26 protein-coding genes are annotated in these 22405 nt (G+C 45.0%); 17 read left to right on the plus strand and 9 right to left on the minus strand.

All coding sequences use genetic code 11. The features are described 5' to 3' along the window. Positions 1 to 249: 249 nt before the first annotated feature. Positions 250 to 990: a glutamine amidotransferase-related protein gene (locus F551_RS0111505; RefSeq protein WP_018997657.1), complete on the minus strand. Its 741-nt coding sequence runs from the start codon at positions 988 to 990 to the stop codon at positions 250 to 252. Positions 991 to 1235: 245 nt separating this feature from the next. On the opposite strand from F551_RS0111505, the gene sdhC reads away from it, so the two are divergent. From sdhC to F551_RS0111535, 6 genes are all read left to right on the plus strand, one after another. Further along, a complete protein-coding gene (gene sdhC, locus F551_RS0111510) occupies positions 1236 to 1646 on the plus strand; it encodes a succinate dehydrogenase, cytochrome b556 subunit (protein WP_018997658.1) in 411 nt (136 codons plus the stop codon). Between the two features lie 12 nt (positions 1647 to 1658). Next, the gene (gene sdhD / locus F551_RS0111515) at positions 1659 to 2057 is read left to right on the plus strand and encodes a succinate dehydrogenase, hydrophobic membrane anchor protein (RefSeq protein WP_018997659.1); all 399 of its coding nucleotides are present in this window, start codon (positions 1659 to 1661) and stop codon (positions 2055 to 2057) included. A 55-nt stretch (positions 2058 to 2112) separates the two neighbouring features. Then, complete coding sequence (gene sdhA, locus F551_RS0111520; protein ID WP_018997660.1) at positions 2113 to 3906, plus strand: succinate dehydrogenase flavoprotein subunit; 1794 nt, start codon at positions 2113 to 2115, stop codon at positions 3904 to 3906. 163 nt (positions 3907 to 4069) lie between these two features. After that, complete coding sequence (locus F551_RS0111525) at positions 4070 to 4843, plus strand: suppressor of fused domain protein (protein WP_018997661.1); 774 nt, start codon at positions 4070 to 4072, stop codon at positions 4841 to 4843. A 165-nt stretch (positions 4844 to 5008) separates the two neighbouring features. Then, entirely contained in the window at positions 5009 to 5794 is a 786-nt protein-coding gene (locus F551_RS0111530) for a succinate dehydrogenase iron-sulfur subunit (protein WP_018997662.1), read from the plus strand. Positions 5795 to 5949: 155 nt separating this feature from the next. Next, positions 5950 to 6627 (plus strand): DUF937 domain-containing protein, encoded by a 678-nt coding sequence (locus tag F551_RS0111535; protein WP_018997663.1) that lies wholly within the window; start codon positions 5950 to 5952, stop codon positions 6625 to 6627. Between the two features lie 54 nt (positions 6628 to 6681). On the opposite strand, the gene F551_RS0111540 is transcribed toward F551_RS0111535, so the two are convergent. Both F551_RS0111540 and lgt read right to left on the minus strand, forming a co-directional pair. Next, entirely contained in the window at positions 6682 to 7767 is a 1086-nt protein-coding gene (locus F551_RS0111540; RefSeq protein ID WP_018997664.1) for a class I SAM-dependent methyltransferase, read from the minus strand. Between the two features lie 2 nt (positions 7768 to 7769). Next, entirely contained in the window at positions 7770 to 8720 is a 951-nt protein-coding gene (gene lgt, locus F551_RS0111545; protein ID WP_026296804.1) for a prolipoprotein diacylglyceryl transferase, read from the minus strand. 127 nt (positions 8721 to 8847) lie between these two features. On the opposite strand from lgt, the gene F551_RS0111550 reads away from it, so the two are divergent. The 3 genes from F551_RS0111550 (at position 8848) to proC (ending at position 10586) form a co-directional block, all read left to right on the plus strand. Next, positions 8848 to 9099 (plus strand): accessory factor UbiK family protein, encoded by a 252-nt coding sequence (locus F551_RS0111550; protein WP_018997666.1) that lies wholly within the window; start codon positions 8848 to 8850, stop codon positions 9097 to 9099. A 118-nt stretch (positions 9100 to 9217) separates the two neighbouring features. Beyond that, positions 9218 to 9721, plus strand: a complete 504-nt coding sequence (locus F551_RS0111555) for a type III secretion system chaperone family protein (protein ID WP_018997667.1) — start codon at positions 9218 to 9220, stop codon at positions 9719 to 9721. A gap of 34 nt (positions 9722 to 9755) precedes the next feature. Then, on the plus strand, positions 9756 to 10586 hold the full coding sequence (proC, locus tag F551_RS0111560) for a pyrroline-5-carboxylate reductase (RefSeq protein WP_018997668.1): 831 nt from the start codon (positions 9756 to 9758) through the stop codon (positions 10584 to 10586). Between the two features lies 1 nt (position 10587). On the opposite strand, the gene F551_RS0111565 is transcribed toward proC, so the two are convergent. Genes F551_RS0111565 through F551_RS0111575 form a run of 3 tightly spaced genes read right to left on the minus strand, consistent with a single transcriptional unit; the run spans position 10588 to position 13108 of the window. Then, positions 10588 to 11916 carry an ATP-binding protein gene (locus F551_RS0111565; RefSeq protein ID WP_051089168.1) on the minus strand — a complete coding sequence of 443 codons (1329 nt, stop codon included), beginning with the start codon at positions 11914 to 11916 and terminating at the stop codon, positions 10588 to 10590. Between the two features lie 20 nt (positions 11917 to 11936). Next, positions 11937 to 12611, minus strand: a complete 675-nt coding sequence (locus F551_RS0111570; RefSeq protein ID WP_018997670.1) for a response regulator — start codon at positions 12609 to 12611, stop codon at positions 11937 to 11939. Further along, positions 12608 to 13108: a MarR family winged helix-turn-helix transcriptional regulator gene (locus F551_RS0111575; RefSeq protein ID WP_233355249.1), complete on the minus strand. Its 501-nt coding sequence runs from the start codon at positions 13106 to 13108 to the stop codon at positions 12608 to 12610. Before F551_RS0111575 ends, F551_RS0111570 begins: the two co-directional genes overlap by 4 nt. Before the next feature lie 101 nt (positions 13109 to 13209). On the opposite strand from F551_RS0111575, the gene F551_RS0111580 reads away from it, so the two are divergent. The 5 genes from F551_RS0111580 (at position 13210) to F551_RS0111600 (ending at position 17034) form a co-directional block, all read left to right on the plus strand. Beyond that, on the plus strand, positions 13210 to 14088 hold the full coding sequence (locus tag F551_RS0111580) for a branched-chain amino acid aminotransferase (protein ID WP_018997672.1): 879 nt from the start codon (positions 13210 to 13212) through the stop codon (positions 14086 to 14088). Positions 14089 to 14155: 67 nt separating this feature from the next. Then, positions 14156 to 14596 carry a hypothetical protein gene (locus tag F551_RS0111585; RefSeq protein WP_155825969.1) on the plus strand — a complete coding sequence of 147 codons (441 nt, stop codon included), beginning with the start codon at positions 14156 to 14158 and terminating at the stop codon, positions 14594 to 14596. A 274-nt stretch (positions 14597 to 14870) separates the two neighbouring features. After that, entirely contained in the window at positions 14871 to 15896 is a 1026-nt protein-coding gene (locus F551_RS0111590) for a calcium/sodium antiporter (protein ID WP_018997674.1), read from the plus strand. Continuing rightward, the gene (locus F551_RS0111595; protein ID WP_018997675.1) at positions 15893 to 16654 is read left to right on the plus strand and encodes an SDR family oxidoreductase; all 762 of its coding nucleotides are present in this window, start codon (positions 15893 to 15895) and stop codon (positions 16652 to 16654) included. Before F551_RS0111590 ends, F551_RS0111595 begins: the two co-directional genes overlap by 4 nt. 2 nt (positions 16655 to 16656) lie before the next feature. Beyond that, positions 16657 to 17034: a dihydroneopterin aldolase gene (locus F551_RS0111600; protein WP_018997676.1), complete on the plus strand. Its 378-nt coding sequence runs from the start codon at positions 16657 to 16659 to the stop codon at positions 17032 to 17034. Positions 17035 to 17036: 2 nt separating this feature from the next. On the opposite strand, the gene F551_RS16670 is transcribed toward F551_RS0111600, so the two are convergent. Then, complete coding sequence (locus tag F551_RS16670; RefSeq protein WP_018997677.1) at positions 17037 to 17546, minus strand: SixA phosphatase family protein; 510 nt, start codon at positions 17544 to 17546, stop codon at positions 17037 to 17039. 221 nt (positions 17547 to 17767) lie between these two features. Here F551_RS16670 and F551_RS0111610 point away from each other — a divergent pair, with 221 nt between their 5' ends. Both F551_RS0111610 and F551_RS0111615 read left to right on the plus strand, forming a co-directional pair. Further along, positions 17768 to 19348, plus strand: coding sequence for an FMN-binding glutamate synthase family protein (locus tag F551_RS0111610; RefSeq protein ID WP_018997678.1), 1581 nt, complete (start codon positions 17768 to 17770; stop codon positions 19346 to 19348). 17 nt (positions 19349 to 19365) lie between these two features. Beyond that, complete coding sequence (locus tag F551_RS0111615) at positions 19366 to 20283, plus strand: lipoprotein N-acyltransferase Lnb domain-containing protein (RefSeq protein WP_018997679.1); 918 nt, start codon at positions 19366 to 19368, stop codon at positions 20281 to 20283. 16 nt (positions 20284 to 20299) lie between these two features. Here the strand turns inward: F551_RS0111615 and bfr are convergent, their stop codons facing one another. Beyond that, the gene (gene bfr, locus F551_RS0111620) at positions 20300 to 20779 is read right to left on the minus strand and encodes a bacterioferritin (RefSeq protein ID WP_018997680.1); all 480 of its coding nucleotides are present in this window, start codon (positions 20777 to 20779) and stop codon (positions 20300 to 20302) included. 155 nt (positions 20780 to 20934) lie between these two features. After that, complete coding sequence (locus tag F551_RS0111625) at positions 20935 to 21129, minus strand: (2Fe-2S)-binding protein (RefSeq protein WP_033405064.1); 195 nt, start codon at positions 21127 to 21129, stop codon at positions 20935 to 20937. Positions 21130 to 21276: 147 nt separating this feature from the next. On the opposite strand from F551_RS0111625, the gene F551_RS0111630 reads away from it, so the two are divergent. After that, complete coding sequence (locus tag F551_RS0111630) at positions 21277 to 22350, plus strand: CFI-box-CTERM domain-containing protein (RefSeq protein WP_018997682.1); 1074 nt, start codon at positions 21277 to 21279, stop codon at positions 22348 to 22350. The last annotated feature ends 55 nt before the right edge of the window (positions 22351 to 22405 follow it).

Here is a 22405-nt window from a genome sequence, read left to right on the forward strand (position 1 = left end):
TGGAGTAATGTCATTTCTGAACATAAATCCACGCGGCTATGCCAAATAGTGTGGAATGTTTCTTGCTAGATTCAGCTTGTTTATATCTGAATCTAGAGGTCACTATGTTGAACTTACGTTTTAGTGAAGATAGGTCGCCAAGGTATCCTGAGAAATCACGAGGCGGTGTTATCTCTAAAATTATTGCAATCTCAACAGTTTGTTTTGTTGGGACGCTCGTTTATTTGAACCCTGATGTAATGATTGAAGTTACAAATCGCTTGGTTGGTGAGCTGTAATAAAATCGCACATCCATTTGGCGACGAGTTGATTATCATCTTTGGTATTGTGCAAAGACGCTACGGCTTGGTCGACGAATTCGGGTGCCAAAATTGTACCTCTTCGGACACTATACAGTGCCGTTGAGTATTCTATGCTGAACTCTGGATGCCCTTGAAAAGATAAAGCTGGTGCTTGCGGGTAATAGAGCGCAGCAAATTCACAAAATTCAGAAGAGGCAAGAAGTTCACTGTTGGGCGGTTGAATTTCAACTTGATCTTGATGGCTTACGGATAAGTAGAACTCTTCCACATTTTGGGAAAACCAATCGGGCCGTGAATTGACATTGTAAGTGTGCCGGCCAGCTCCCCAACCTTTTTCTGATTTGACAACATTTCCATTGAAAGCTTGTGCAATCGCTTGATGCCCAAAGCATATGCCAATTTGAGGTTTGTTTGCGGTGGCAATATCTCGAATGAATTGAAGCAGGGGAGATATCCATGCATGGTCTTCGTAAACTCCCGCCGCTGAACCAGTGATGAGAAAACCATCAAATAAATCTATGGACGGAAGTTGGTCTTTTGAAAAAGGGTGTTCACAAATACGAAAAGTTTCAAATTGAAATTGATCGGTCACGGAATTGAAGAGCTGTTCAAACATCACTGGGTAGGTTGGGAAATCTGAACGAATAGTCTCAGGTGGAAGGCCTGTTTCGATTATTGCTATTTTCATTTTGCTTTAGTCCGCGGCATTAACATCATAATGAGTAAGTAGGTGCGGAGTTACCTCTTGAAAAGCCTGAGTTTTTAAGAATGAAATGCAAGTGCAAAATGTTAGCGCTATAACATAAAATATAGTGCAGACATATGGTCCCTAAGAGATTGCAATACGTTGACACCTCATTAAGAGCGGCTAATTACAGTATGCAAAAAATGATGAAACAGCATTCGCAGTTTTAGCGCGGAAAAGGGGCATTCATGGCCAATCAGGTCGAGGCAGACAAGCGTCCATTGTCGCCGCATCTACAAGTATGGAAATTCCACCCAACGATGTTAACGTCGATTATGCAACGTATCACAGGCGTTGGTAATGCGTTGGGTGTCGCAATTGTTGTTGGTTGGCTGTTTGCTATCGCATCCGGCGGTGACATCTACAGATGTTATGATGTGTTCTTTACATCAATTTTTGGAAAGATAATTCTTTTCGGCTTTACAGTTTCAGTGATGTACCACTTGGCGCAAGGTGTTCGTTTTCTTTTCTGGGATATGGGAAAGGGATTTACACCAGCAGTCGCAAATTTCTGGTCTTATTTCACGATTGCATTCGGTGTGCTCGGTGCGGTTGGTGTTTGGTTCTTTGCGGGTCTCATCCCGGGCGTAGCGGTGTAAGGGAGAGTATCAATGTCAAACTCAATGCGTACACCTTTAGGTAAAGTTCGTGGTCTTGGATCTGCACGTGATGGTGCGGGCCATTTTATAGCTCAGCGCGTTTCTGCTGTAGCGCTGGTTTTTCTGGTCCCTTGGTTTCTAGTGTCTCTTCTATGTGCGACGCGCGGTGACGATACTGCAGCTCGTTTTGCAAATGCGGAAGCTTGGTTGAGCCACCCATTCAACGCGATTTTAGTATTGCTTGCTGTTTGCGGCACAATCTATCACATGCGTTTGGGGCTTCAGGTTGTGATTGAAGATTATATTACTGGTCACACAATGCGCATTGCATTGTTGATCTTAAACACCTTCGCAAGCTACGGCCTTATCGCAGCAGCCGTGTTCTCCGTATTAAAAGTTGCAGTAGCATAAAAAAATTTGATCGCCCCCACAGTGATGGCGCGGGCGAATAAGAAAGGCAATTGAGATGAGCGACTATAAGTGGATTGATCACACGTTTGATGTCGTCGTTGTTGGTGCAGGTGGTTCTGGTTTGCGTGCGGCTCTTGGTGCTGCTCAAGCTGGATTGAAAACTGCTTGTATATCAAAAGTTTTCCCAACGCGTTCCCACACAGTAGCAGCCCAGGGTGGTATTGCTGCATCTTTGGGAAATATGGAAAATGGTGATGACTGGCGCTGGCACATGTTTGATACCGTTAAAGGGTCAGACTGGTTGGGTGATCAAGATTCAATCGAATATCTTGTGCGACATGCGCCAGATGCTGTTTATGAATTAGAGCACTGGGGTATGCCTTTCTCGCGTACCGACGAAGGTAAAATCTACCAACGTCCTTTTGGTGGTCACACAACTGAATTTGGTGAAGGTCCGCCAGTTCAGCGTACATGTGCAGCTGCTGACCGGACTGGTCACGCAATGCTTCACACTCTTTATGGTCAGTCATTGCGTCACGATGTTGAGTTTTTCATCGAGCATTTCGCAATGGATCTCATCATGGATGATGATGGTTCTTGTCGTGGTGTTACGACATGGCAGCTAGATAATGGTGAAATGCACCGTTTCCGGGCTCAGCGTGTTATCTTGGCAACTGGTGGGTATGGTCGTGCTTACTTCTCTTGTACATCTGCACACACATGTACTGGTGATGGTAATGCCATGGTGCTTCGTGCCGGTTTGCCATTACAAGATATGGAGTTTGTTCAGTTCCACCCAACAGGTATCTATGGATCGGGTTGTTTGATCACTGAAGGTGCACGTGGTGAAGGTGGTTACCTGACGAACTCACAAGGTGAGCGCTTTATGGAGCGTTATGCACCAACTTACAAAGATCTAGCGTCTCGTGATGTTGTTTCTCGTTGTATGACAATGGAAGTTCGAGAAGGTCGTGGTGTCGGTGATGAAAATGACCACATCTTCCTTCATCTAGATCACCTTGACCCTAAGGTTTTACAAGCTCGCTTGCCAGGTATTTCTGAAAGTGCGCGCGTCTTCGCTGGTGTTGATGTGACTAAGGAGCCAATTCCGGTCATTCCGACAGTTCACTATAATATGGGTGGTATTCCGACCAATTATCATGGTGAAGTGCTGACTAAGAAGGGCGATGACCCTGATGCAGTTGTACCTGGTCTTATGGCTGTTGGTGAAGCTGCTTGTGTGTCAGTGCACGGTGCTAACCGTCTTGGATCAAACTCATTGATCGACTTGGTTGTGTTTGGTCGTGCTGCAGGTCTTCGTTGTGGTGATGTCTTAGAAGCAAACGCACGTCAGGCAGAGTTGCCAGCTTACGCTGGAACAAATTCTCTTGATCGTCTTGATCACTACCGTAACAAAAAAGGTGGTACGCCAACTTCGCAACTTCGTTTGCAAATGCAAAAAGCGATGCAAGCCAATTGTGCAGTTTTCAGAACTGGTGAAGTTCTTGAAGAAGGTGTGGCGAAAATTACTGAATGTTACACAGGTATGCCTGATTTGGATGTTAAAGATCAAAGCCTCATCTGGAACACAGATCTTGTGGAAACATTAGAGCTGGATAACCTCATCGGGCAGGCAGCAGTGACAGTAAATGGCGCGGCCAACCGTAAAGAAAGTCGTGGTGCGCATGCACGTGAAGACTTCTCAGAGCGTGATGACAAGGAATGGATGAAGCACACACTCGCATGGTGTGATGACAAAGGTAATGTGAAAATTGATTACCGTCCTGTCCATGAATACACCATGTCAGACGATATTGAATATATTAAGCCTAAGGCTCGAGTATACTAAGAAATATCAGTATCTTGATTTAAGCCCACATCATTTAGATGTGGGCTTTTTTATTTTACTATGCAAATATTGGTTGAATACTGCTGAACTAATCAAAATAAAACTACAGCTGGTTGAATAGTATTTGATTGACCGGTGAATAAGGGACGTTACAAATCTCAGCATGGATATCTGGGGACCAGAAACTGATTTTGGCATGTCGTCTGATGACATGCGCGACGCGCTTGATCTGCATCTTGCGCGCAATATCGGTGAGTTCCAAACGGTGTTTACAGATGATGATGGTTGGGCTGGGAACTCGTCTGAAGACGGACCACCAATTGATGTTTTAGTTGTGCCACCTGAAGGGGAACGTAAGTTCGCTTATGTTTGTAGTTTCGGTTGTTCATTCGCGCCGCTCCCATCACCACAATACCGTGAAAACAATCAGGTACGCCGCGTTGAGTTTGTTCTGGCAGCTCAACAAAAAGGTGATGAAGAGGAAGATTTAAAAGCGCTCAACCTTGCCGCCAACACGGTACGTCAGTTCGCAAAACTAGTTCATATCAATGCCGTTGCTGTGGAAGAGGGCGAAACAGTAATGTTCTCTGAAAAGCCCCGTCCAGTATTTGAGGGAGCCGAATTTTGTGGCTTCGGTTTTGTTAAGCCGCTTCTTCCAGGTGTGGGGTTTGATTGTATGAAAGTGGAAGAAGGGGATGAGAATAGTTTTGTGCATTTCATCTCACCTGTCCCATTGTACAAAGAAGAAATGGAAATATCTTCAAATCAAGGACCAGAGGTGCTTTGCCAGGGGCTGTTAAAGGCTGGCGTTTCCGAAATGATCGACATGCAACGCAAATGCATTGTGCCGCGTGAACCTCTTAAAGAAGAAGTTGAAACACCTCCTAAGAGCAAGACAATTTGGGATAAAATGTTGTCTTGGATTGGGATAGAATAAGCTTATCCTGCTGATTTAATGTCAAAATCGCAGAAATTGTTGAGAATGATTTTTAGTTGCGAACATTTTTTCTTTTTTTAGCGCTACCAAAGTTCAATAACACTATGCATTTACGATTTGCTCGTTAGATTGCAGGCAAATAAAGAAAAAAAGGTTGTGGACATCATGGTTCAGCTAACGCTACCGAAGAATTCCAAGATTAAGACGGGTAAAACCTGGTCTGCCCCAGAAGGGTCTTCATCAGGGCCATTAAGAACTTTCCGTGTTTATCGTTTTGATCCTGACAATGGTGAGAATCCGAGATGGGATACATATAACGTCGATACTTCAAAATTCGGTCCAATGATCCTTGATGCTCTGATTTACATCAAGAATGAAGTTGACCCGACTTTGGCTTTCCGTCGCTCCTGTCGTGAAGGTGTGTGTGGATCTTGTGCCATGAATATTGGTGGCCGCAACACAATTGCATGTACGAAGGGTGTAGATGAGTTTAAAGGCGCGATTACGATTTCGCCTTTGCCGCATCAGCCTGTCATCAAAGATTTGGTTCCTGATCTTTCACAATTTTACGCTCAACATGCCTATGTCGCGCCTTACTTGCAGACAACGACACCAGAGCCGCAAAAAGAGTGGAAGCAGACACCTCAAGATCGCGAAAAACTAGATGGTTTGTATGAATGTATCATGTGCGCATCTTGTTCAACATCTTGTCCGTCTTACTGGTGGAATGGTGACAAATATCTTGGTCCTGCAGCTTTGCTGCAAGCATATCGTTGGTTGATTGATAGCCGCGATGAAGCAACAGGTGACCGTTTGGACGATTTGGAAGACCCATTCAAATTGTATCGCTGTCACACAATCATGAACTGTGCGCAGGTTTGTCCAAAAGGTCTAAACCCTGCAGAAGCAATTGCTTCAATTAAAACAATGATGGTTGAGCGTCGCGTATAAGACAGCGAACCAACTATTTATAATTTTAAGAGGGCCCGAAGTGAATTCGGGTCCTTTTTTTTATGGAGATTCAATTTGTATGCGATTGTTCATAGTGTACTCAGGTTAGGTATGTTAACGCTTGGTTAATGTAAGAATTATCTGTGAGGATTATTATGGCTGGATTGAATTTAATGGATATGTTGTCGTCTGGTGCGGGTCAGGGGGCATTACAACAACTAAGTCAGCAGTTTGGGTTAGATGCCAACACAACTCAATCTGCGGTTAAAGCGTTGCTACCAGCTATTTCAGGTGGATTGAAGCGCAATGTCGGCCAAGAAGGTGGTCTTGAAGCGCTTATGGGCGCATTACAAAACGGTGATCACGCTAAATATCTTGAGCAACCTGAAACATTGGCATCACAAGATACAGTGAATGATGGAAATGCAATTCTTGGACACCTTCTAGGTTCTAAAGAGGTTAGCCGTGAAGTTGCGACAAAGGCAGGTGAGCGCGCGGGTGTATCTTCTGATCTCATGAAACAGTTATTGCCAATGGTTGCTTCCATGGCGATGGGTTCATTGGCTAAACAGTCTAAAGATCCAGCCGTTCCCGCAAATTTAATGGGCGATTTAGGTAGCATTGCATCTGCGGCTCTAGGTGCTGCATCATCAGGCAATAAGCAATCTGGTGGTGGTCTGCTCGGCGGTCTCCTTGGTGGATTGATGGGCGGCAATAAGCAGCAAGCTTCATCCGGCGGTGGTGCAATGGGCATGATCGGGAACCTGCTGGATGCTGACGGCGATGGAAATGCGGTTGACGACATCTTTGAAATGGTGATGAAGCGCCGTTAAACGTTGCGGTCAAAATTGAAAATATTAAAAGCCACTCCGAAATGGGTGGCTTTTTTATTGAAAACCAGCAGGTTTGGGGAGGTCATTTGACGACAAGCATATGGCTTGAAAACGTTCCCCCATATGTTCAGGAGACATAAGCTTTGTGCCACCCTCAGCAATATTATCAGCAAGGCTGGGGTTTTGGTCCATGAGTTGGTTGATACGTTCCACACCGCCCATAGAACCCAAAAACCATCCTTGTGAAATAGGCCCAGAAACATCCAAATTGTGATTTTGTGCAGATTTGGAAACTTCTGTGAAATCAACATCAGCTGTTAGATCTGTTTTCCCGACTTGGGTGAGTGGATCAATTTGTTTGCCATTTGCATAGGCTCTGAAAGTATCTGCCGGACGTGAGCTAGCTGGACCATAATCAATAAATAAAACGCGGGAATTTCCTTGCGCTAAGCGCTCGCTTATCTGCTGGATATAAGCATCCAACGCTGTTGAAATTTCGATGATGGATTGGTTTCTGGGAAGCTCTTCTAGCAGAGCTTGATCTTTGGCAGAGTTGATAGGTCCAGATAAACCAAAGGTGAAACAGTTTTTATCGTCCAGCCCTATTTGACGTTCATGCCATTTATCGTGTTTTTGAACAAATTGCCGAATGGGCAAGCAGTCCAATACCTCATTGGCAATAATTAGAGTTGGACCATCGGGGATGTCTGCTAGATCGTCGACCCATTCTGGGGTTAACTCAAGACCAAGTGTGTCAGCCTGCTTTTTTCTTAGTGCTAAAGAGGGCTCTATGAGGTGAACTTGAGCGGCGTCGTTAAAGCCTTGAATTTTAGATGTCGCGCGCCAGATGTCTCGTATCATTGTGCCGCGTCCGGGCCCCAATTCAATAAGATGGAAAGTTGAAGGGCATCCTAGTTGTTGCCATTCATAGGCTGCCCAAACACCTAACAATTCGCCAAACACTTGGCTAATCTCAGGTGCCGTAATGAAATCTCTTCCGATACCGGGGCGAGTGGCATAATAGCCTTGTTTGCGGTCAAACAAAGCTAATTGCATAAATACTGAAATCGAAATTGGCCCATTCGTTTGGATAAGCGATTTGATACGCGTTTCTAAACTTGGTTCTCTTGATTCAGTCACGTTTAACTTGGGGTTTCCGAGTTAGGAAGACGTTTCCCACTATTGGGTTTGTTCGCGCGATTTATGAGGTAGATACCTCCTAAAATCATTGGAACTGAAAGGAGCATTCCCATTGTGAGGTTGCCCGGTAAAAAACCAATATGAGAATCTGGTTCGCGGAAATTTTCAACAAACGTTCTTGCAGCTGCATACCCCAATAGGAAAATACCCGTTGCCATGCCTGGTTTGCGATAGATTTTGAATTTCCAAACGGCAAAAGAAACAATGGAAAAAAGAAGTAAGCCCTCTAACGCTGCTTCATATAATTGGCTTGGGTGAACATTGCCCTGTGATCCTAATTCGCGACCTAGGGCGTCTTCATACATCCATGTTCTACTTCTTTCATCGAAGACAGGAAAATTCATCCCCCATGAAACATCTGTTTTGCGGCCATAGAGCTCACCATTGATGAAGTTAGCGATGCGTCCCAAGAAGAGTGCAATAGGGGCTGTTGCGGCTCCAAGGTCGGATAGGCTTAGAATTGAAAGCCCTCGTTGATGGGCGGTATAAGCCATAGCGAAGGCGACCCCAATCAAGCCCCCATGGAAAGACATGCCGCCTTCCCACATTTTGAAGATCATCAATGGATCATTGAGTAGGCGTTCAGGTTCAAATGGAAGCTGGTAAAAGAAAATGTAACCAAGCCGGCCCCCGATGAGTACACCCATCATGGCCCAGAAAATGAAGTCATCTAAATCATCTTTAGATACTGGGCTTTTGACATTATCAGCTGACCAAAGATTGTTCTTCTTGATCAGGTGATCCGCATATTTCCACGCTAAAAGGAGGCCAATAATATAGGAAAGAGCATACCAACGCAGCGGGAATGGTCCTATGGAAAAATCACCAAGAGATAATACCGGAATGGTGAAAACTGCCGGATCAATTTCCGGGAATGGAATTGCCACAAACATGCTGCCGCGTCCTTTTGACCAAAATCTATGAACAATCACCCTTTGCAAGGTGGCTCATAGTCCACTATGTTTCTAACTATGCAGTGCCACGGTAAGAGTGCCGGGTCCAGAGGCGAGACATTAACAAATGCAAACAAAGAACCCAATTTTTGATGAAGCCGCCAAATTTGTGACTGGCGCTATGGGAGCTGCGCAAGCTGCTGGAGATGAAGCTAAGGGCCTTTTGAGATCGCAAACGGATCGTGTCATTGCTGATATGGATTTAGTAAGCCGTGAAGAATATGAAGTGTTGAAAGAAATGTTTCAGGCTTCACAGGCCCGTATTGAAGCATTGGAAACAAAACTCGAATTGCTTACAAAGCACTTGAATAAAGACTAAAAACGTCGGTTCCTTAAAAAAATAACACAGGTTAACTTTACCCCGCTTGTAATAGCGGCTAACGCCGTTTAAAGCGATTTGCTGCTTTTAGCTCGCTTACTTGGCAAAGGGTGTTCTCATGTCGGCTCTTCCGTCCCAACAATACGAAGCAAACGATGATACAATGGATATCATCGAGCAATGCTTGGCGTCTGCCGAATGGGGAGCTGAACGTTCTGACGAAAGAAGCATGAATTTTGCCGCGCCCACGCGTTGGGGTGAATGCGGTGGTATTTTCATTTTACGCGATGAACCGCGCGCTGTGCATTTTTCTATGTCTGTAGATATGCGCGCATCCAACACGCGTCGCGTCCAAGTTTTGGAATTGCTTTCCATGGTGAATGAACGCCTTTGGATGGGACATTTTGAATATTGGAATGATGACGGTGTGATAATGTATCGTCATACATTGCCATTGCTAGATCGAGAAGCGCCTGAAAAAGGTGAAGTGGAAGCTGTGATGCAAGCTGCAGCAGAAGCTATCGAGAAATTTCTTCCAGCCTTCAACTTTGTTGTATGGGCAGGAAAGACACCTAAACAAGCTCTTGAAGCGGCTTTGTTTGATACGCTAGGTGAAGCGTAGATCTAATTAAAACCAATTTGACTGGCTAGATATCATGGCAAATCCAAACGAGTCTAAATCCGTTGCAACACTCATCGGAGGGGGGCGAATGGGTATCGCCATGGCTAAGGGATGGTTGTCCAACCTTGAAGCTGCGGGATTGAGCAGGGTCAATATTGTGGACCCCACGCCAAGCGAAGATTTATCTCAGCTATGTTTAACGGAAGCTGCGGAATTGAATCCGGAAAATTCGTCAGCAGCTGATGTTGTGATATTGGCAATCAAACCGCAAGTTTTCTCTAAAGTTGCGGCGGATGTCGTGAAATGGGTTGGTCCAGAAACTTTGGTTATTTCTGTGATGGCTGGGATCACTTTAGAGCGTTTAGCCAATGAAACAGGCGCGCGCAAAGTTGTTCGTACTATGCCCAATACGCCTGGAGCAGTGGGGGCAGGTGTTACTGCTTATTCAGTGTCAGAACACTGTGATGAGGCCGACAATGCCAAGGTACATGCCTTGTTGGCGTCATTGGGTACTGTTGAAGGGCCATTGGATGAAAGCTTGATGGATGCCGTTACTGTCGTTTCGGGGTGTGGTCCTGCTTATACTTTCTTGCTCGTTGAAGCGATGGCAGCTGGCGGTGTTGCGTTGGGGCTTGAAGAAGGCATGGCGCAGAGATTAGCTCGCCAAACAGTCATTGGATCGAGTGTGTTGATGGATCAGGATCCAACATCTGCTGAAGACCTTCGAAAAGCTGTAACATCTCCAAATGGAGTTACTTTAGCAGCGCTTGAGGTCATGATGGCTGAAGGCGGTATCCCGGATGTGACCAAAAAGGCTTTGGAAACAGCTCGTGATCGATCCATTGAATTGTCAAAAGGCAGCTAAGCTAAGTTTCGCGGCGTGTTGATGTTGGCATATTTAGAGTTGCGCTAAGGCCGCCAAGTTCAGATTTTTCCAACTTTAAAAAGCCACCATGCGCTTGAGCGATATCTTTAGTGATACTCAAACCAAGGCCAACGCCGGATTTGTTTTGATTCCGAGATTCGTCAAGGCGACCAAATGGCTTTAAAGCTTCAGTGATTTTGTCTGCGGCTATGCCTGGCCCATTGTCTTCGACGCATATTCTGATCAATCCAGGAGCTTGAGTGAGGTGAACGTAGACAATATCCGCATGATCGGCAGCGTTGTTGGTTAGGTTTGCAATTGCTCTTTTCATCGCGAGCGGACGACCGCGCATCAATAGGTGTTCAGGGGCATTGATCGTAAGTTTTACTCGACCTGCAGCAGCAGCACTGGCTTGGTTTATAAGTTCTACAGCATCAAACTCTTGCGTTGGTTCATCTTTTTCGCCACGAGCAAATGCTAAATACCCATCCAGCATTTGTTCCATTTCTTGTATGTCAGCTTTAGCTGCTGTCAGGTCGACATTTTTTAGCCCCTTCATCAGAGCTAATTCTAATTTCAATCGTGTCAGCGGTGTGCGTAGGTCATGCGAAACACCTGCGAGCATTTGGGTGCGTTGATCCACATAGCGTCCAATGCGATTACGCATTCGAATAACCGAACGAGCAGCTTGGCGCACTTCTCGTGCACCTGATGGTTTGAAATGTGGAGCTTCTTCTCCTCGTCCAAATGCATCGGCAGCGTCGGCAAGGTTGAGAATGGAGCGGACATGATTGCGAAGAAAGCCGTGGGCGATCAATAATAAAAGAGCGCTAAGTAGAATGGACCAGAAAATGAAAATATGCGCGGTGATCATCACAGCTCGTTTTCGAGGAAACTCTATAACGAGCGTATCTATGTTGATGTCGCTTGTGGCATTTAATTGATAGTGGATACGTATCAAACCATCTTGCTTCACCCGTTCAATATTGAGCTGATTGGGAAGAGTGCGTTTGAGGATATCGTGGAGAACATCACAACAAGGCGTGCCGAATAGCGCTGGATTTTGAATTGAGCTAATCCGAGCATTCATAAGTTCCGCGGAAGTGAAGTTGGATCGGATTTTTTCAAATAGAGCTCTATCGGAATTGGCGGCTGAAACGAGAACTTCTATTTCCGAGCCAACGGACAGAGCAAGGCGTCTGTTGACCTCTTTGACGTGTGATCCGAAGAACATTGTAGTCATGGCCGCGATAAGCAGACCAATCGGCAAGATAACGATCAGATATGATCGAACGAGATATCCTCGGGGGAAGAAACGTGACAACTTCATCTTAGCAGAGTAATTGGTGCTTAATCGCCGATCAAGCGATAGCCAATACCTCGTACTGTTTGTAAGTGAATGGGTTCACGTGGATCCTGCTCGATTTTTCTGCGCAAGCGGGTGACTTGTACATCCACAGATCTTTCAACACCAGCAGAAGTTAGGGTAGCTAATTCTTGGCGAGAAACTGGTTCACCGTAACGTTGCGCGAGGATTCGCAACAATTGAACTTCATTTTCTGTGAGACGCATAATGCGTCCATCTCTGCGGAGTTCGCCTTTTTTAACGTGAAATATTTGACCTGAGAGATTAATTTCTTCCACTGGTTCAGGTGGAACCGACCTTCTAAGGATTGCGGCGACACGTAGAAGAAGTTCTTCCGGTTCGAATGGCTTGGTCACATAATCGTCCGCACCACGCTTTAAGCCTTCAATTCTGTCAATTGTAATATCTTTGGCGGTGAGAAGTATAACTGGTGTTTCGTCATTTTGCCTAATCGAGCTGAGTAGGCTGAAACCGTCTTCTCCAGGCATCATCACGTCTAGAATGATGAGATCAAAAGCCATCGACTTCATTAGTTTGCGTGCACCTTCAGCATCTGAGGCCGTGGTAACGCCATATCCTTCCGATACAAGAAAGCGCTTTAGCAAATCGCGTATGCGGTCATCATCGTCAACGGCGAGAATATGAGCGGTTTCTGTCATTCTTCTTGATCTTTCTCTGGCGAGGAATCAGCTATTTGCTGAAGTAGTTTCTTGGCGTTTGAAACAACTTCAGGTCCAGATGCTCTATATGCCTTTAATAACACATTTCTCCACCCTTTGGCAGCATGCGCGACTAAAGTTTTTCCCGAATCACTGAGGTGCAACAAACGTCTCCTGCCATCCTTTACGCAGGGGATACGCTTGATATAGCCCGTTTTTTCTAGGGTTTTTAAATTTCTTGCCAAAGATTGTTTGGGAGCATTTAGGTGGTTTCTTAGCTCCGATATGTCGCAACCCTCAATTGTGGAAAGTTCGATCAGGGTTTCCAATTCGGCGTCTAAAAGGTTTGCTTCCTGAGCCACTGTATTCAGATGATGTCTGAGTTTTCGCGCAGATTGTCGAATCAGTGAAGCACCCATATCCAGATCGGACTCGCGCAAATACAAACGCGACTCTTCAGCCGAATTGCCTACGCCTCGAGAAACTGGGCGACTCATGGATTGATTGACAGGTCTAATCACACTAAGAGAATGGATTGACATTGACCGGAACTCAAGTCGGTCAGTGATAGTTTTTGCAATAAATCGAGGAATTTCTCATGTCTATACTGCCCTATGATGATCGTGATGGATGGATCTGGCAGGACGGTGTCTATGTGCCGTGGCGTGAGGCTAAGGTCCACATTCTAACTCACTCACTGCATTATGGGTCTGCAGTGTTTGAAGGAGAACGTGCATATGAAGGTAAGATTTTTAAATCAGAAGAGCACACCAAACGCCTCCACAAATCTGCTGAATTGCTAGATTATAAAATCCCTTATTCGGAAGATGAAATCAATGCCGCCAAAGAAGACTTGATGGCCAAAATGGGCTTCAAGGATTGTTATATTCGTGCATTTGCATGGCGTGGTTCTGAGATGATGGGTGTCTCTGCTCAGCAAAACACTATCCACTTAGCGATAGCGATGTGGGAATGGGGTAATTACTTTGCTGATAAAATGAAGGGTATTCGCGTGACCATGTCAAAATGGAAACGTCCTTCACCTGAAACTATTCCATCTGCCGCCAAGGCCGCTGGTCTTTACATGATTTGTACCATGTCTAAGCACGCAGCTGAAAAAGAAGGCTATGCAGATGCATTGATGTTGGATTATCGCGGTTATGTGTCTGAGCTAACAGGTGCGAATGTATTTTTGATCAAGGATGGTGTGATCCACACGCCGATCGCTGACTGTTTCCTTGATGGTATCACGCGCCGCACAGTTATTGACCTTGCTAAAGCGCGTGGCTTTGAAGTGGTTGAGCGCCGCATTCTACCTGAAGAATTAAGCGAATTTTCAGAATGTTTCATCACTGGGACTGCAGCCGAAGTTACGCCCGTGGCTGAGATGGCAGGACATGTTTATAAGCCGGGTGAAATGACTGAAGCGCTGGTCAATGATTATGATGCGCTGGTTCGCGGTAAATTGACTTTATAATTTGATCGCTTGTGTCATCTCCATTTGCTTGGTTTAAATATAAAAACTCAAGCAAATGGGAGCTGACATGAGTGATGTATCCGATTCAAAGAGTTGGGTGGACAACAAAACGCTAGTTATCAGCTGGCTGCTGGTTTTTGTGCCTGTAGGCCTTTATGGTCTTTGGAAAGGCAATGTTTTTCCTAAAAATTATAAGATTGGCATCACAGTAGCCATCATCATAGCTTTCATTATCGTCGGTGGGCGCATGGTGAATGGCATCCACGTCTTTATGCTGTATCCCATTGCATTGTATTTGCTTTGGAAGTCATCTGAAATTTCCAAAAAAGTGTTTTATCGTTTTGCTGCTGGATGGGGCGTTTTAGCGCTGCTAACTGTAGTGAATGGTGCCATGGGCAGTGGAGGTGGGTATCCAAGCGGTGGTTCTTGCTCTGCTGTCATGACGAAGGGAAATTGCACTTATTATCGTGATGACAATTGCAATGTAATTGCTCGGCAGTGTGAATAACGGCCAATTGGGATGAGAATTCCGAGGACTAGACAAACAATTCAGCGACAACGGTGAAATTTCATTGCTCTATTGTGTTGAACACATTATGTCATTGGGAAATATTTTAATTATCTTGTGAAATTGCTTGTGAGATAATTTTGTAGGAGAAATCACTATGGCATCAGTATACGCACTTTTAGGTACATTCGTTGTGTTCGCAATCTTGAACCTTCTTGAGTACAAGCGTTTAGACTAATCTTGCTGTCTAACACCTTAGGTATTCTCTACTGATATGATTATGCAAATTGTCTGGCTGCTTTGCGGTCTAGGATTGCTTTTGTACGCCGGTGATGCGCTTGTGCGCGGCGCTGTTGCTGCTGCCCTTAAGATGGGATTGTCACCGTTAATTGCTGGTATTGTTGTCATTGGCTTTGGAACGTCGCTTCCTGAAGTGCTAGTATCGCTTGATGCGGCATTTAGTGATGCAGAAGACCTCGCCCATGGAAATATTGTCGGGTCAAACATTGCCAATATTATGCTGGTGCTTGGATTTACCGCGATATTTGCGCCGGTGGCCACGAATGCGGTAGGTACGGGACGATCCATGTTCGTAACCTTCGCAGCGACGTTCATTTGGATTGGTGTCACCTATTATATGGGTTTAAATCCCATGATTGGTGCCGCGTTCCTGACAGCGTTGATCGTTTATATTGCGTATCTAGTGATTTCCAGCCGTAAGCAGGTAGGCATTTCAGGTGTGCATCATGATGAAATTCCAGAGGAAGTTGATGAAGAAGATAAAGACCTGCCGATTTGGAAGGTTTGTGTATTTCTTCTCATTGGATTGTTGGGACTGGCGCTCGGCGCTCGCTTAACAATTAATGCAGGTGTGTTTATTGCTAAGGAATTGGGCGTATCTGAAGCCATAATCGGGCTTACACTTCTGGCTGTTGGAACCTCCTTACCGGAAATTGGGGCAAGTGTTGCTGCGGCAATGCGTAAGCATACAGATGTAGTTTTTGGGAATGTGCTCGGTTCTAACTTATTCAATTTGTTTGCAGCTGGTGGTGCAATTTCATTAGTAAAAACTCAGACGCTTGGCCCTAGCTTTCATGTTTATAGCCATTGGGTTATGGCTGCTGCCACTATTGCAATTGCTATTTTTGTTGCTTTCAAACTGAAGATTGGGCGTCTAGTTGGACTTGTCTTACTGTTGATTTATGGTGCCTACATCTTTGGGCTAGTGAATGATTTCTCTTTCATGGAAATGCCCAATCTTATTGTTGAGCCAGAACAAAGTGAAATTATAACACAGTGATTGAAAAACGTGCGCTGATAACAGGAGCGGGGCGAAGGCTTGGACAAGCCATGGCGGCCGGCCTTGGCGCGCGTGGGTTCAAGGTTGCAGTTCATTACAGATCTTCAAAATCTGGCGCAGAAGAAACGCTTGAAATTGTCCGTAAAGCTGGCGGAGAAGGCGCGCTTATCCAAGCGGATTTGCAAAACGAAATTGATGTGGCCCGGCTTGTCGAGCAATCATCCCAAGCTCTTGGAGGGGCGTTGGGCCTGCTTGTGAACAATGCTTCTTCATTTGAAGATGATGACCTTCAGACCCATTCGTCACATAGTTGGAATATGCATATGGGCGTTAATCTACGCGCACCTATTGTATTGTCTCAGGAGTTCGCAAAAGCACTTCCGGAAGATGCTAAAGGCTTGATTGTCAATTTGATTGATCAGCGCGTATGGAAGCTTAATCCAACATTTTTCAGTTATACATTGTCTAAATCAGCTTTATGGTCGGCGACCAAGACGATGGCGCAAGCCTTGGCGCCTAATATTCGGGTAAATGCGATTGGTCCGGGACCGACTATGCAGAATGCACGGCAAGCAGCTGAAGATTTTCAAAAACAAGTGGATGCCACACTCACAGGCGAGGGATCTTCTCCCGAAGAGATTTCTAAGGCTTTGTTGTATTTTGTGGATGCAGAAGCTGTGACAGGGCAGATGTTGGCTGTCGATGGTGGACAGCATCTCGTATGGCAAACACCTGATGTTGATGGCGTTGTGGAGTAGAGATGATTAATTCTTACGAGCGTAATCCAGAGTATACAGAGATTTTCATTAAACGCCTGACAATTCGTGCCCAGCTTGGCGTGTTCACGCACGAGAAAGGCCGGACGCAACCTCTCATTTTGACAATGCGAGCTTGGGCGAAGGTAAAGCCTGTAAAAGATGATATTGTGGAAACGGTGGATTATAATCTTTTTTCAGACACAGCACGGGACCTGGCTGAGAACCAACATTTTGATTTAGTTGAAACATTTTTGAATACGATGGCGGATCGTATTATGGAAGATGATCAAATTGTTGCGGGTGAATTCACAGCAGAAAAGCCGGAAGCTATTGAAGGCGCTGAGTGCGCAGGGGCCGTTGTGTATCGACGCAAAGACTAGATTTACTCTGCTTTAGATTTTAATTCTTTAGGGGTGATGAAGGAATTCAGCGACCATTCTGCTGCTGGTGTTTCCTTACGAAAGAAAGCTGCTGCGCTGGTTGGGAAGCCCATTCTAACGTGTGCCTCATTTTCGCTTTCACCTGAAGCCAAATCCATTGCGAGTAAGTGAAGCCCAGGATTATGTCCGATCAATATAACGCTCTGACAATCAGATGCAGTTGCGTGTAGTTTCACTTGATTCATGATGACATGCGGTTCTGCTAAATACAGTTCAGGTGCGGCGCTGGTAGGTGGATTGTTGAATATAGATTGGACGCATTCCACAGTTTCAAAACAACGTTGAGCATCGGAATGCAGGAGCAGATCTGGTCGGGCACCGAGCGTGTAAAGTTTTTTAGCGACGAGTTTCGCATCTTCATGACCGCGTTCAGTTAGACGTCTATCATGATCGAATTGGCCATCTTTAGCAGGATGTGTCTTGGCGTGACGAAACAATATAAACTCGAGCATGAGTAGTCCTGCTAAACCAGATGAAATTTAGGTTAGGTATAATCCGTGTTTATGGATGCTGGCTAGCCTATTCTTCAAATAGGAGACTATCTTGCTCCAAAAGCTTGAGAAATTTCAATTGAGGGTATGAGAATAAATAAAATTGCATGTGAAGAGGGTGAAATTATTATGATATGCAGTATGCCTTCTTGGGATGATAAGCTGACTTCATAGGGCCTGAAATGAGATTTTTTCCGTTTGTATTGAGTTGTTTGGCTTTACTCATTTCTGTAGGCGCAAGCCTTTACACGGAATGGGCGTGGATTGCGATTGTGCCTATGGCATTACTCACTGGATTTGGGTTTCTAGATTTCTTTCAAACCGAACACGCTGTGCGCCGCAATTACCCAGTCACTGGTAGGTTTCGGTGGTTCTTTTATTGGTTACGTCCGTTTTTACGCCAGTATATAGTTGAAAGCGAAACAGAAGGGCGTCCCTTCAATCATGAGCAACGTTCTCTCGTTTATAAACGTGCAAAGAATGTCAGCAGTGTTGAGCCTTTTGGATCTCATGTAGATAACAATACGACTGGATTTGAATGGATCGCGCATTCTGCAGGTGCCAAGGAGCCGGCCCCTTTGGAAAGCTTGCGTGTCGATATTGGCGGATCTGATTGTAAACAGCCATATTCTGCAAGTGTCTTGAACATTTCAGCTATGAGTTATGGTTCGCTAAGTGGGCGCGCCATTGAGGCGCTTAATAAAGGTGCAGCCAAAGGAAATTTCTATCACGACACAGGCGAGGGCGGCGTGTCGCGATTTCACAAAGCGGGCAATGGAGACCTCGTTTGGGAATTAGGCTCTGGTTATTTTGGGTGCCGCGCACCTGATGGAAATTTTGATCCGGTTCAATTTGAAGAAACAGCCAAGCTCGACAATGTAAAAATGATTGAGATTAAATTGTCTCAAGGGGCAAAACCCGGCCATGGCGGACTATTACCAGGTTCAAAGGTTACAGAGGCAATTGCTGAAGCACGCGGTGTCCCTGTTGGTGAAACAGTCGTGTCTCCTCCATATCACAAAGCGTTTTCGAACCCAGTTGAATTGATGCAGTTTATCAAGCAATTGAGGGATTTATCTGGCGGGAAGCCTGTAGGGTTCAAACTATGTATGGGGCCTGCTCATGAATTTCTAGCTATGGTAAAAGCGATGCTTGAAACTGGCATTAAACCAGATTTCATCGTCGTGGATGGTGCTGAAGGTGGAACAGGCGCTGCGCCAATGGAATTCCAAGATCATATTGGGGCACCATTGAGAGATGGGTTAATTCTCGCGCGCAATGCGCTTGTTGGTGCCGGTTTAAAGGATGAGATAAAACTCGCGGCATCGGGAAAAATTGTATCTGGGTATGGAATGGCTGCGGCAATGGCTCTGGGAGCAGACTGGATTAATTCAGCGCGCGGATTCATGTTTGCGCTAGGGTGTGTGCAGTCTTTGCATTGTCATAAAAATACCTGTCCAACCGGAATTGCGACACAAGACCCAAGCCGTGAACGGGGATTGGTTGTACCAGAAAAAGCAGACCGCGTTTATCATTTCCATCACAACACATTGCACGCTCTAGCCGAAGTGATCGCATCTGCTGGTGTGAGCCATCCTTATGAGCTTGAAGCAGAACGGCTAATGATCAAGCAGGCCAATAAGAAGTCCATTCCCGCAACGCAATATTATGATTTGTTGGAAACAAATGCATTGATCGAAGACGCGGCTGGAACTTATCTAGATCGCGATTGGGAAAGAGCTAATCCTAATAGTTTTAGGTGAATAATTGGGGGGAGAATATGCGGGATAAATTGCTTGGGATGCTTGATAGGTTAGCTAATAAAGTGAAGCGCTTTCCAGCCTCCAGTGGTGTTGTTCTTGTATTTCTGTTGCTGCTTTCCTTTACCTTGTATGGCGTGTCTCGTCCTGTGAGCCATGACCGTGACTTTGTTGAACATCTATCTCGGTTACCGCATGTAGAAGTGAATGAAGAAGGATTTCAGGTCTCTCCTTTGCGCAATTGGAGTTATGAAGTAGAAGGGCCTCTCAATAAATCTTGGACCGAAAGTCCGACACTTTATGAATTTGGTGATTTAAAGAAAATTTGGTTTTTGGTTGAGCCTCATCCTGGAATGGAGGCGATGGCGCACACGCTTTTATTGTTTGAGTTCGGCGACGATAAACTGTTAGGGTTGACGATTGAAGCGCGCCGAGAAATCGATGAAGGATATTCGGCATTTTGGGGGAATTGGGGCAAATTTGAATTGCTTTATGTATGGGCGAATGCCCGCGATCTGGTTCAAAGGCGGGCTATTCATTTACAAAAGCAAGTTGAGATTTATCCAATAGAAATAGAGCGTGAAAATGCTGTAGAGTTTTTAAGACGAATGCTACGGGGTACAGTTCGTATTGAAAATAAACCTAGGCTTTACAATACATTGTTTTCAAACTGTACGAATGAGTTTGGGAAAAATGCAGGTATTGGATGGCATTATTCATTCATAACAATCGGCTTTGCTGCCGAGCATCTGCATTCCAAAGGTTTGATAAAAGATACGCGCGCATATTCTGAAGTTCGTCAAACAGCGACAATTACTGAATATCTGCGGAACTTGGAAAAGAATAATCCAGCTTTGCCTGCTGAACAATTTGACAGAGAATTATTGTCTCATTTGCGTCAAACTTGGTCTAGCTCTCTTTCGAAAGAAGAGAGCTAGAATATATTATCAAAGGTCAGCCTGCAGCCGATTTGCTTTGTAGCTGGATATAGTTCTGGATACCCATTTTTTCGATCATGGATTGCTGAGTTTCAATCCAATCAACGTGTTCTTCTTCATTATCTAGGATTTTGTTGAATAGATCGCGTGATACATAATCACGAATGCTTTCCGAGTATTCGATTGCATCACGTAGAAGAGGGATGGCCTGATTTTCAAGTTTTAAATCCGCCTCAAGAATTTCTTCAACATTTTCTCCGATGCGAAGTTTTCCAAGGTCTTGCAGGTTGGGTAGGCCTTCAAGAAACAGAATGCGATCGATCAACCAATCAGCATGCTCCATTTCTTCAATGGATTCCTTGTACTCTTTCTCAGCCAATACAGAGATGCCCCAATCTTTGAGCATACGAGAGTGAAGGAAGTATTGGTTGATTGCTGTCAATTCATTCTTCAATGCTTTGTTGAGGAATTCGATGACTTTTGTATCGCCCTTCATGAACCTGTCCTTATAATTTATCGCCTCGATAGAGGTATTTCTGATCGGGACAAACTCTAAGCGTGTTTGATGTTGTTTTCAACGAAAATGCTAAAAAAAGCTAATTTTTTCAATTAGTTCTGAGAATGTGTCTTAGTACGAAATGCGAATGAAAATCATTCAGCAGCAATATTATTCGTATTTTCAGAAGTTTGGCTTTCAGCGACCATATCTGCGATGTCATGGCGACATTGACCACAATTAAAGCGTGTTTTGTGGTGTTTCATAACTGCAGGTGCAGAATCAGCACCGGCCTCAATGGCTTCGGTGATTTTCTTTTCGTTAAGGCGGCGGCAAATACAAACGATCATGAGAATGATTTGCACACAAGTGCGAATGATTGTCAACAGCAAACTATGGTTAAAAAGCATTTTAGAATGCTTCAAAGTTGTTCTTTTTTAACATCTGTCCCCGAAAATGATTTCAACAAGTCATTCTGAGTACAAAGGGACCTTCACGTGTCTACATTTTCTAATCGTCGTCGTCTTGTTGCAGCACTTTTATTGGCTGGTGTTAGCCCTGCAGCATTTGCGGGTCCTTCGAAAGAGGAAAAGGGCGATGACAAAGCGGCTGAAGCAGAAGGTGATGTGCTGACGTGTGGAAAGGAATTGGTAGGTTCCTGGTTGATTGAATATGACGCTTCCACATGGCGTGTTATGAGTGACTCAACCGAGATTGAGTGGATGATTGCCACGACGATGGAAAAAGTGGTGACGACTGGGTTCTTTATTGAAGTAAATAAGGAGCGTCGCACAGCAGGTGGCTATCGATATCAGGATGAAACAAAGGTTTGGTACAATGTTCCAGAGGTGCCGCTGACAACATCCCACGGTACGGAATATACAGTTTTTGGAGATACGCTCGGGCATTCATACCATCGCACTGTGGGCTTTGGGACCCGTCGTTATTGGGTTGAAAAAAACGAATTCTGGTATCCTTCCGATGGTGAATTCAGCACAAAAATGGCGTTGAAAAAGCCTAAGATCGCAAAGGCATTTGCCTATTCGCTTGCACATAAACACACACCTTTGAGGTTGGAGCTATATGCTCCGAACTGGTCTGATCAAAATGCCATCGCGATAGGGAATATGGTAGATCAACCAGGATTGGAAGCTGCCGTAAAAGTTGCTGAAGAGCGCGTGAAAGCATTGGCAGAAGATGGTATGGAGTGCCGTATTCCTTCTGAGCCCGATTTTCTACCACCAGAAAAAGAAGGGTGCTTCCTTACAACGGCTACCGTTGGAGCAATAGGTCTTGCTGACGATTGTTGGGAATTGCAAACCCTGCGGCGCTTTAGAGATAAGATTTTAAAACCAACTCAGGATGGTCGCAAACTGGTTGAAACCTATTATGAGATTGCGCCTAGGATTGTGGACAACATCAATGCACGTCCGGATGCGGAGAAAATATGGCGACGTACTTGGGGATTTGGAATTTTCCCTGCTGCGATCGCTGCGCGTTTAGGTTTCAATAAAGTGGCTCAATCCATTTATCACAATATGACAACTCGCTTGCATAAGCTGGCACTCTAAAGTCACAATCATTCACTCACTGGATTGTGAGGCGCTTAATATAGGGCCTCAACAT

Origin of the sequence: Hirschia maritima DSM 19733, from assembly GCF_000378345.1 — a bacterium.
In the GTDB taxonomy this organism is placed as follows: domain Bacteria; phylum Pseudomonadota; class Alphaproteobacteria; order Caulobacterales; family Hyphomonadaceae; genus Hirschia; species Hirschia maritima.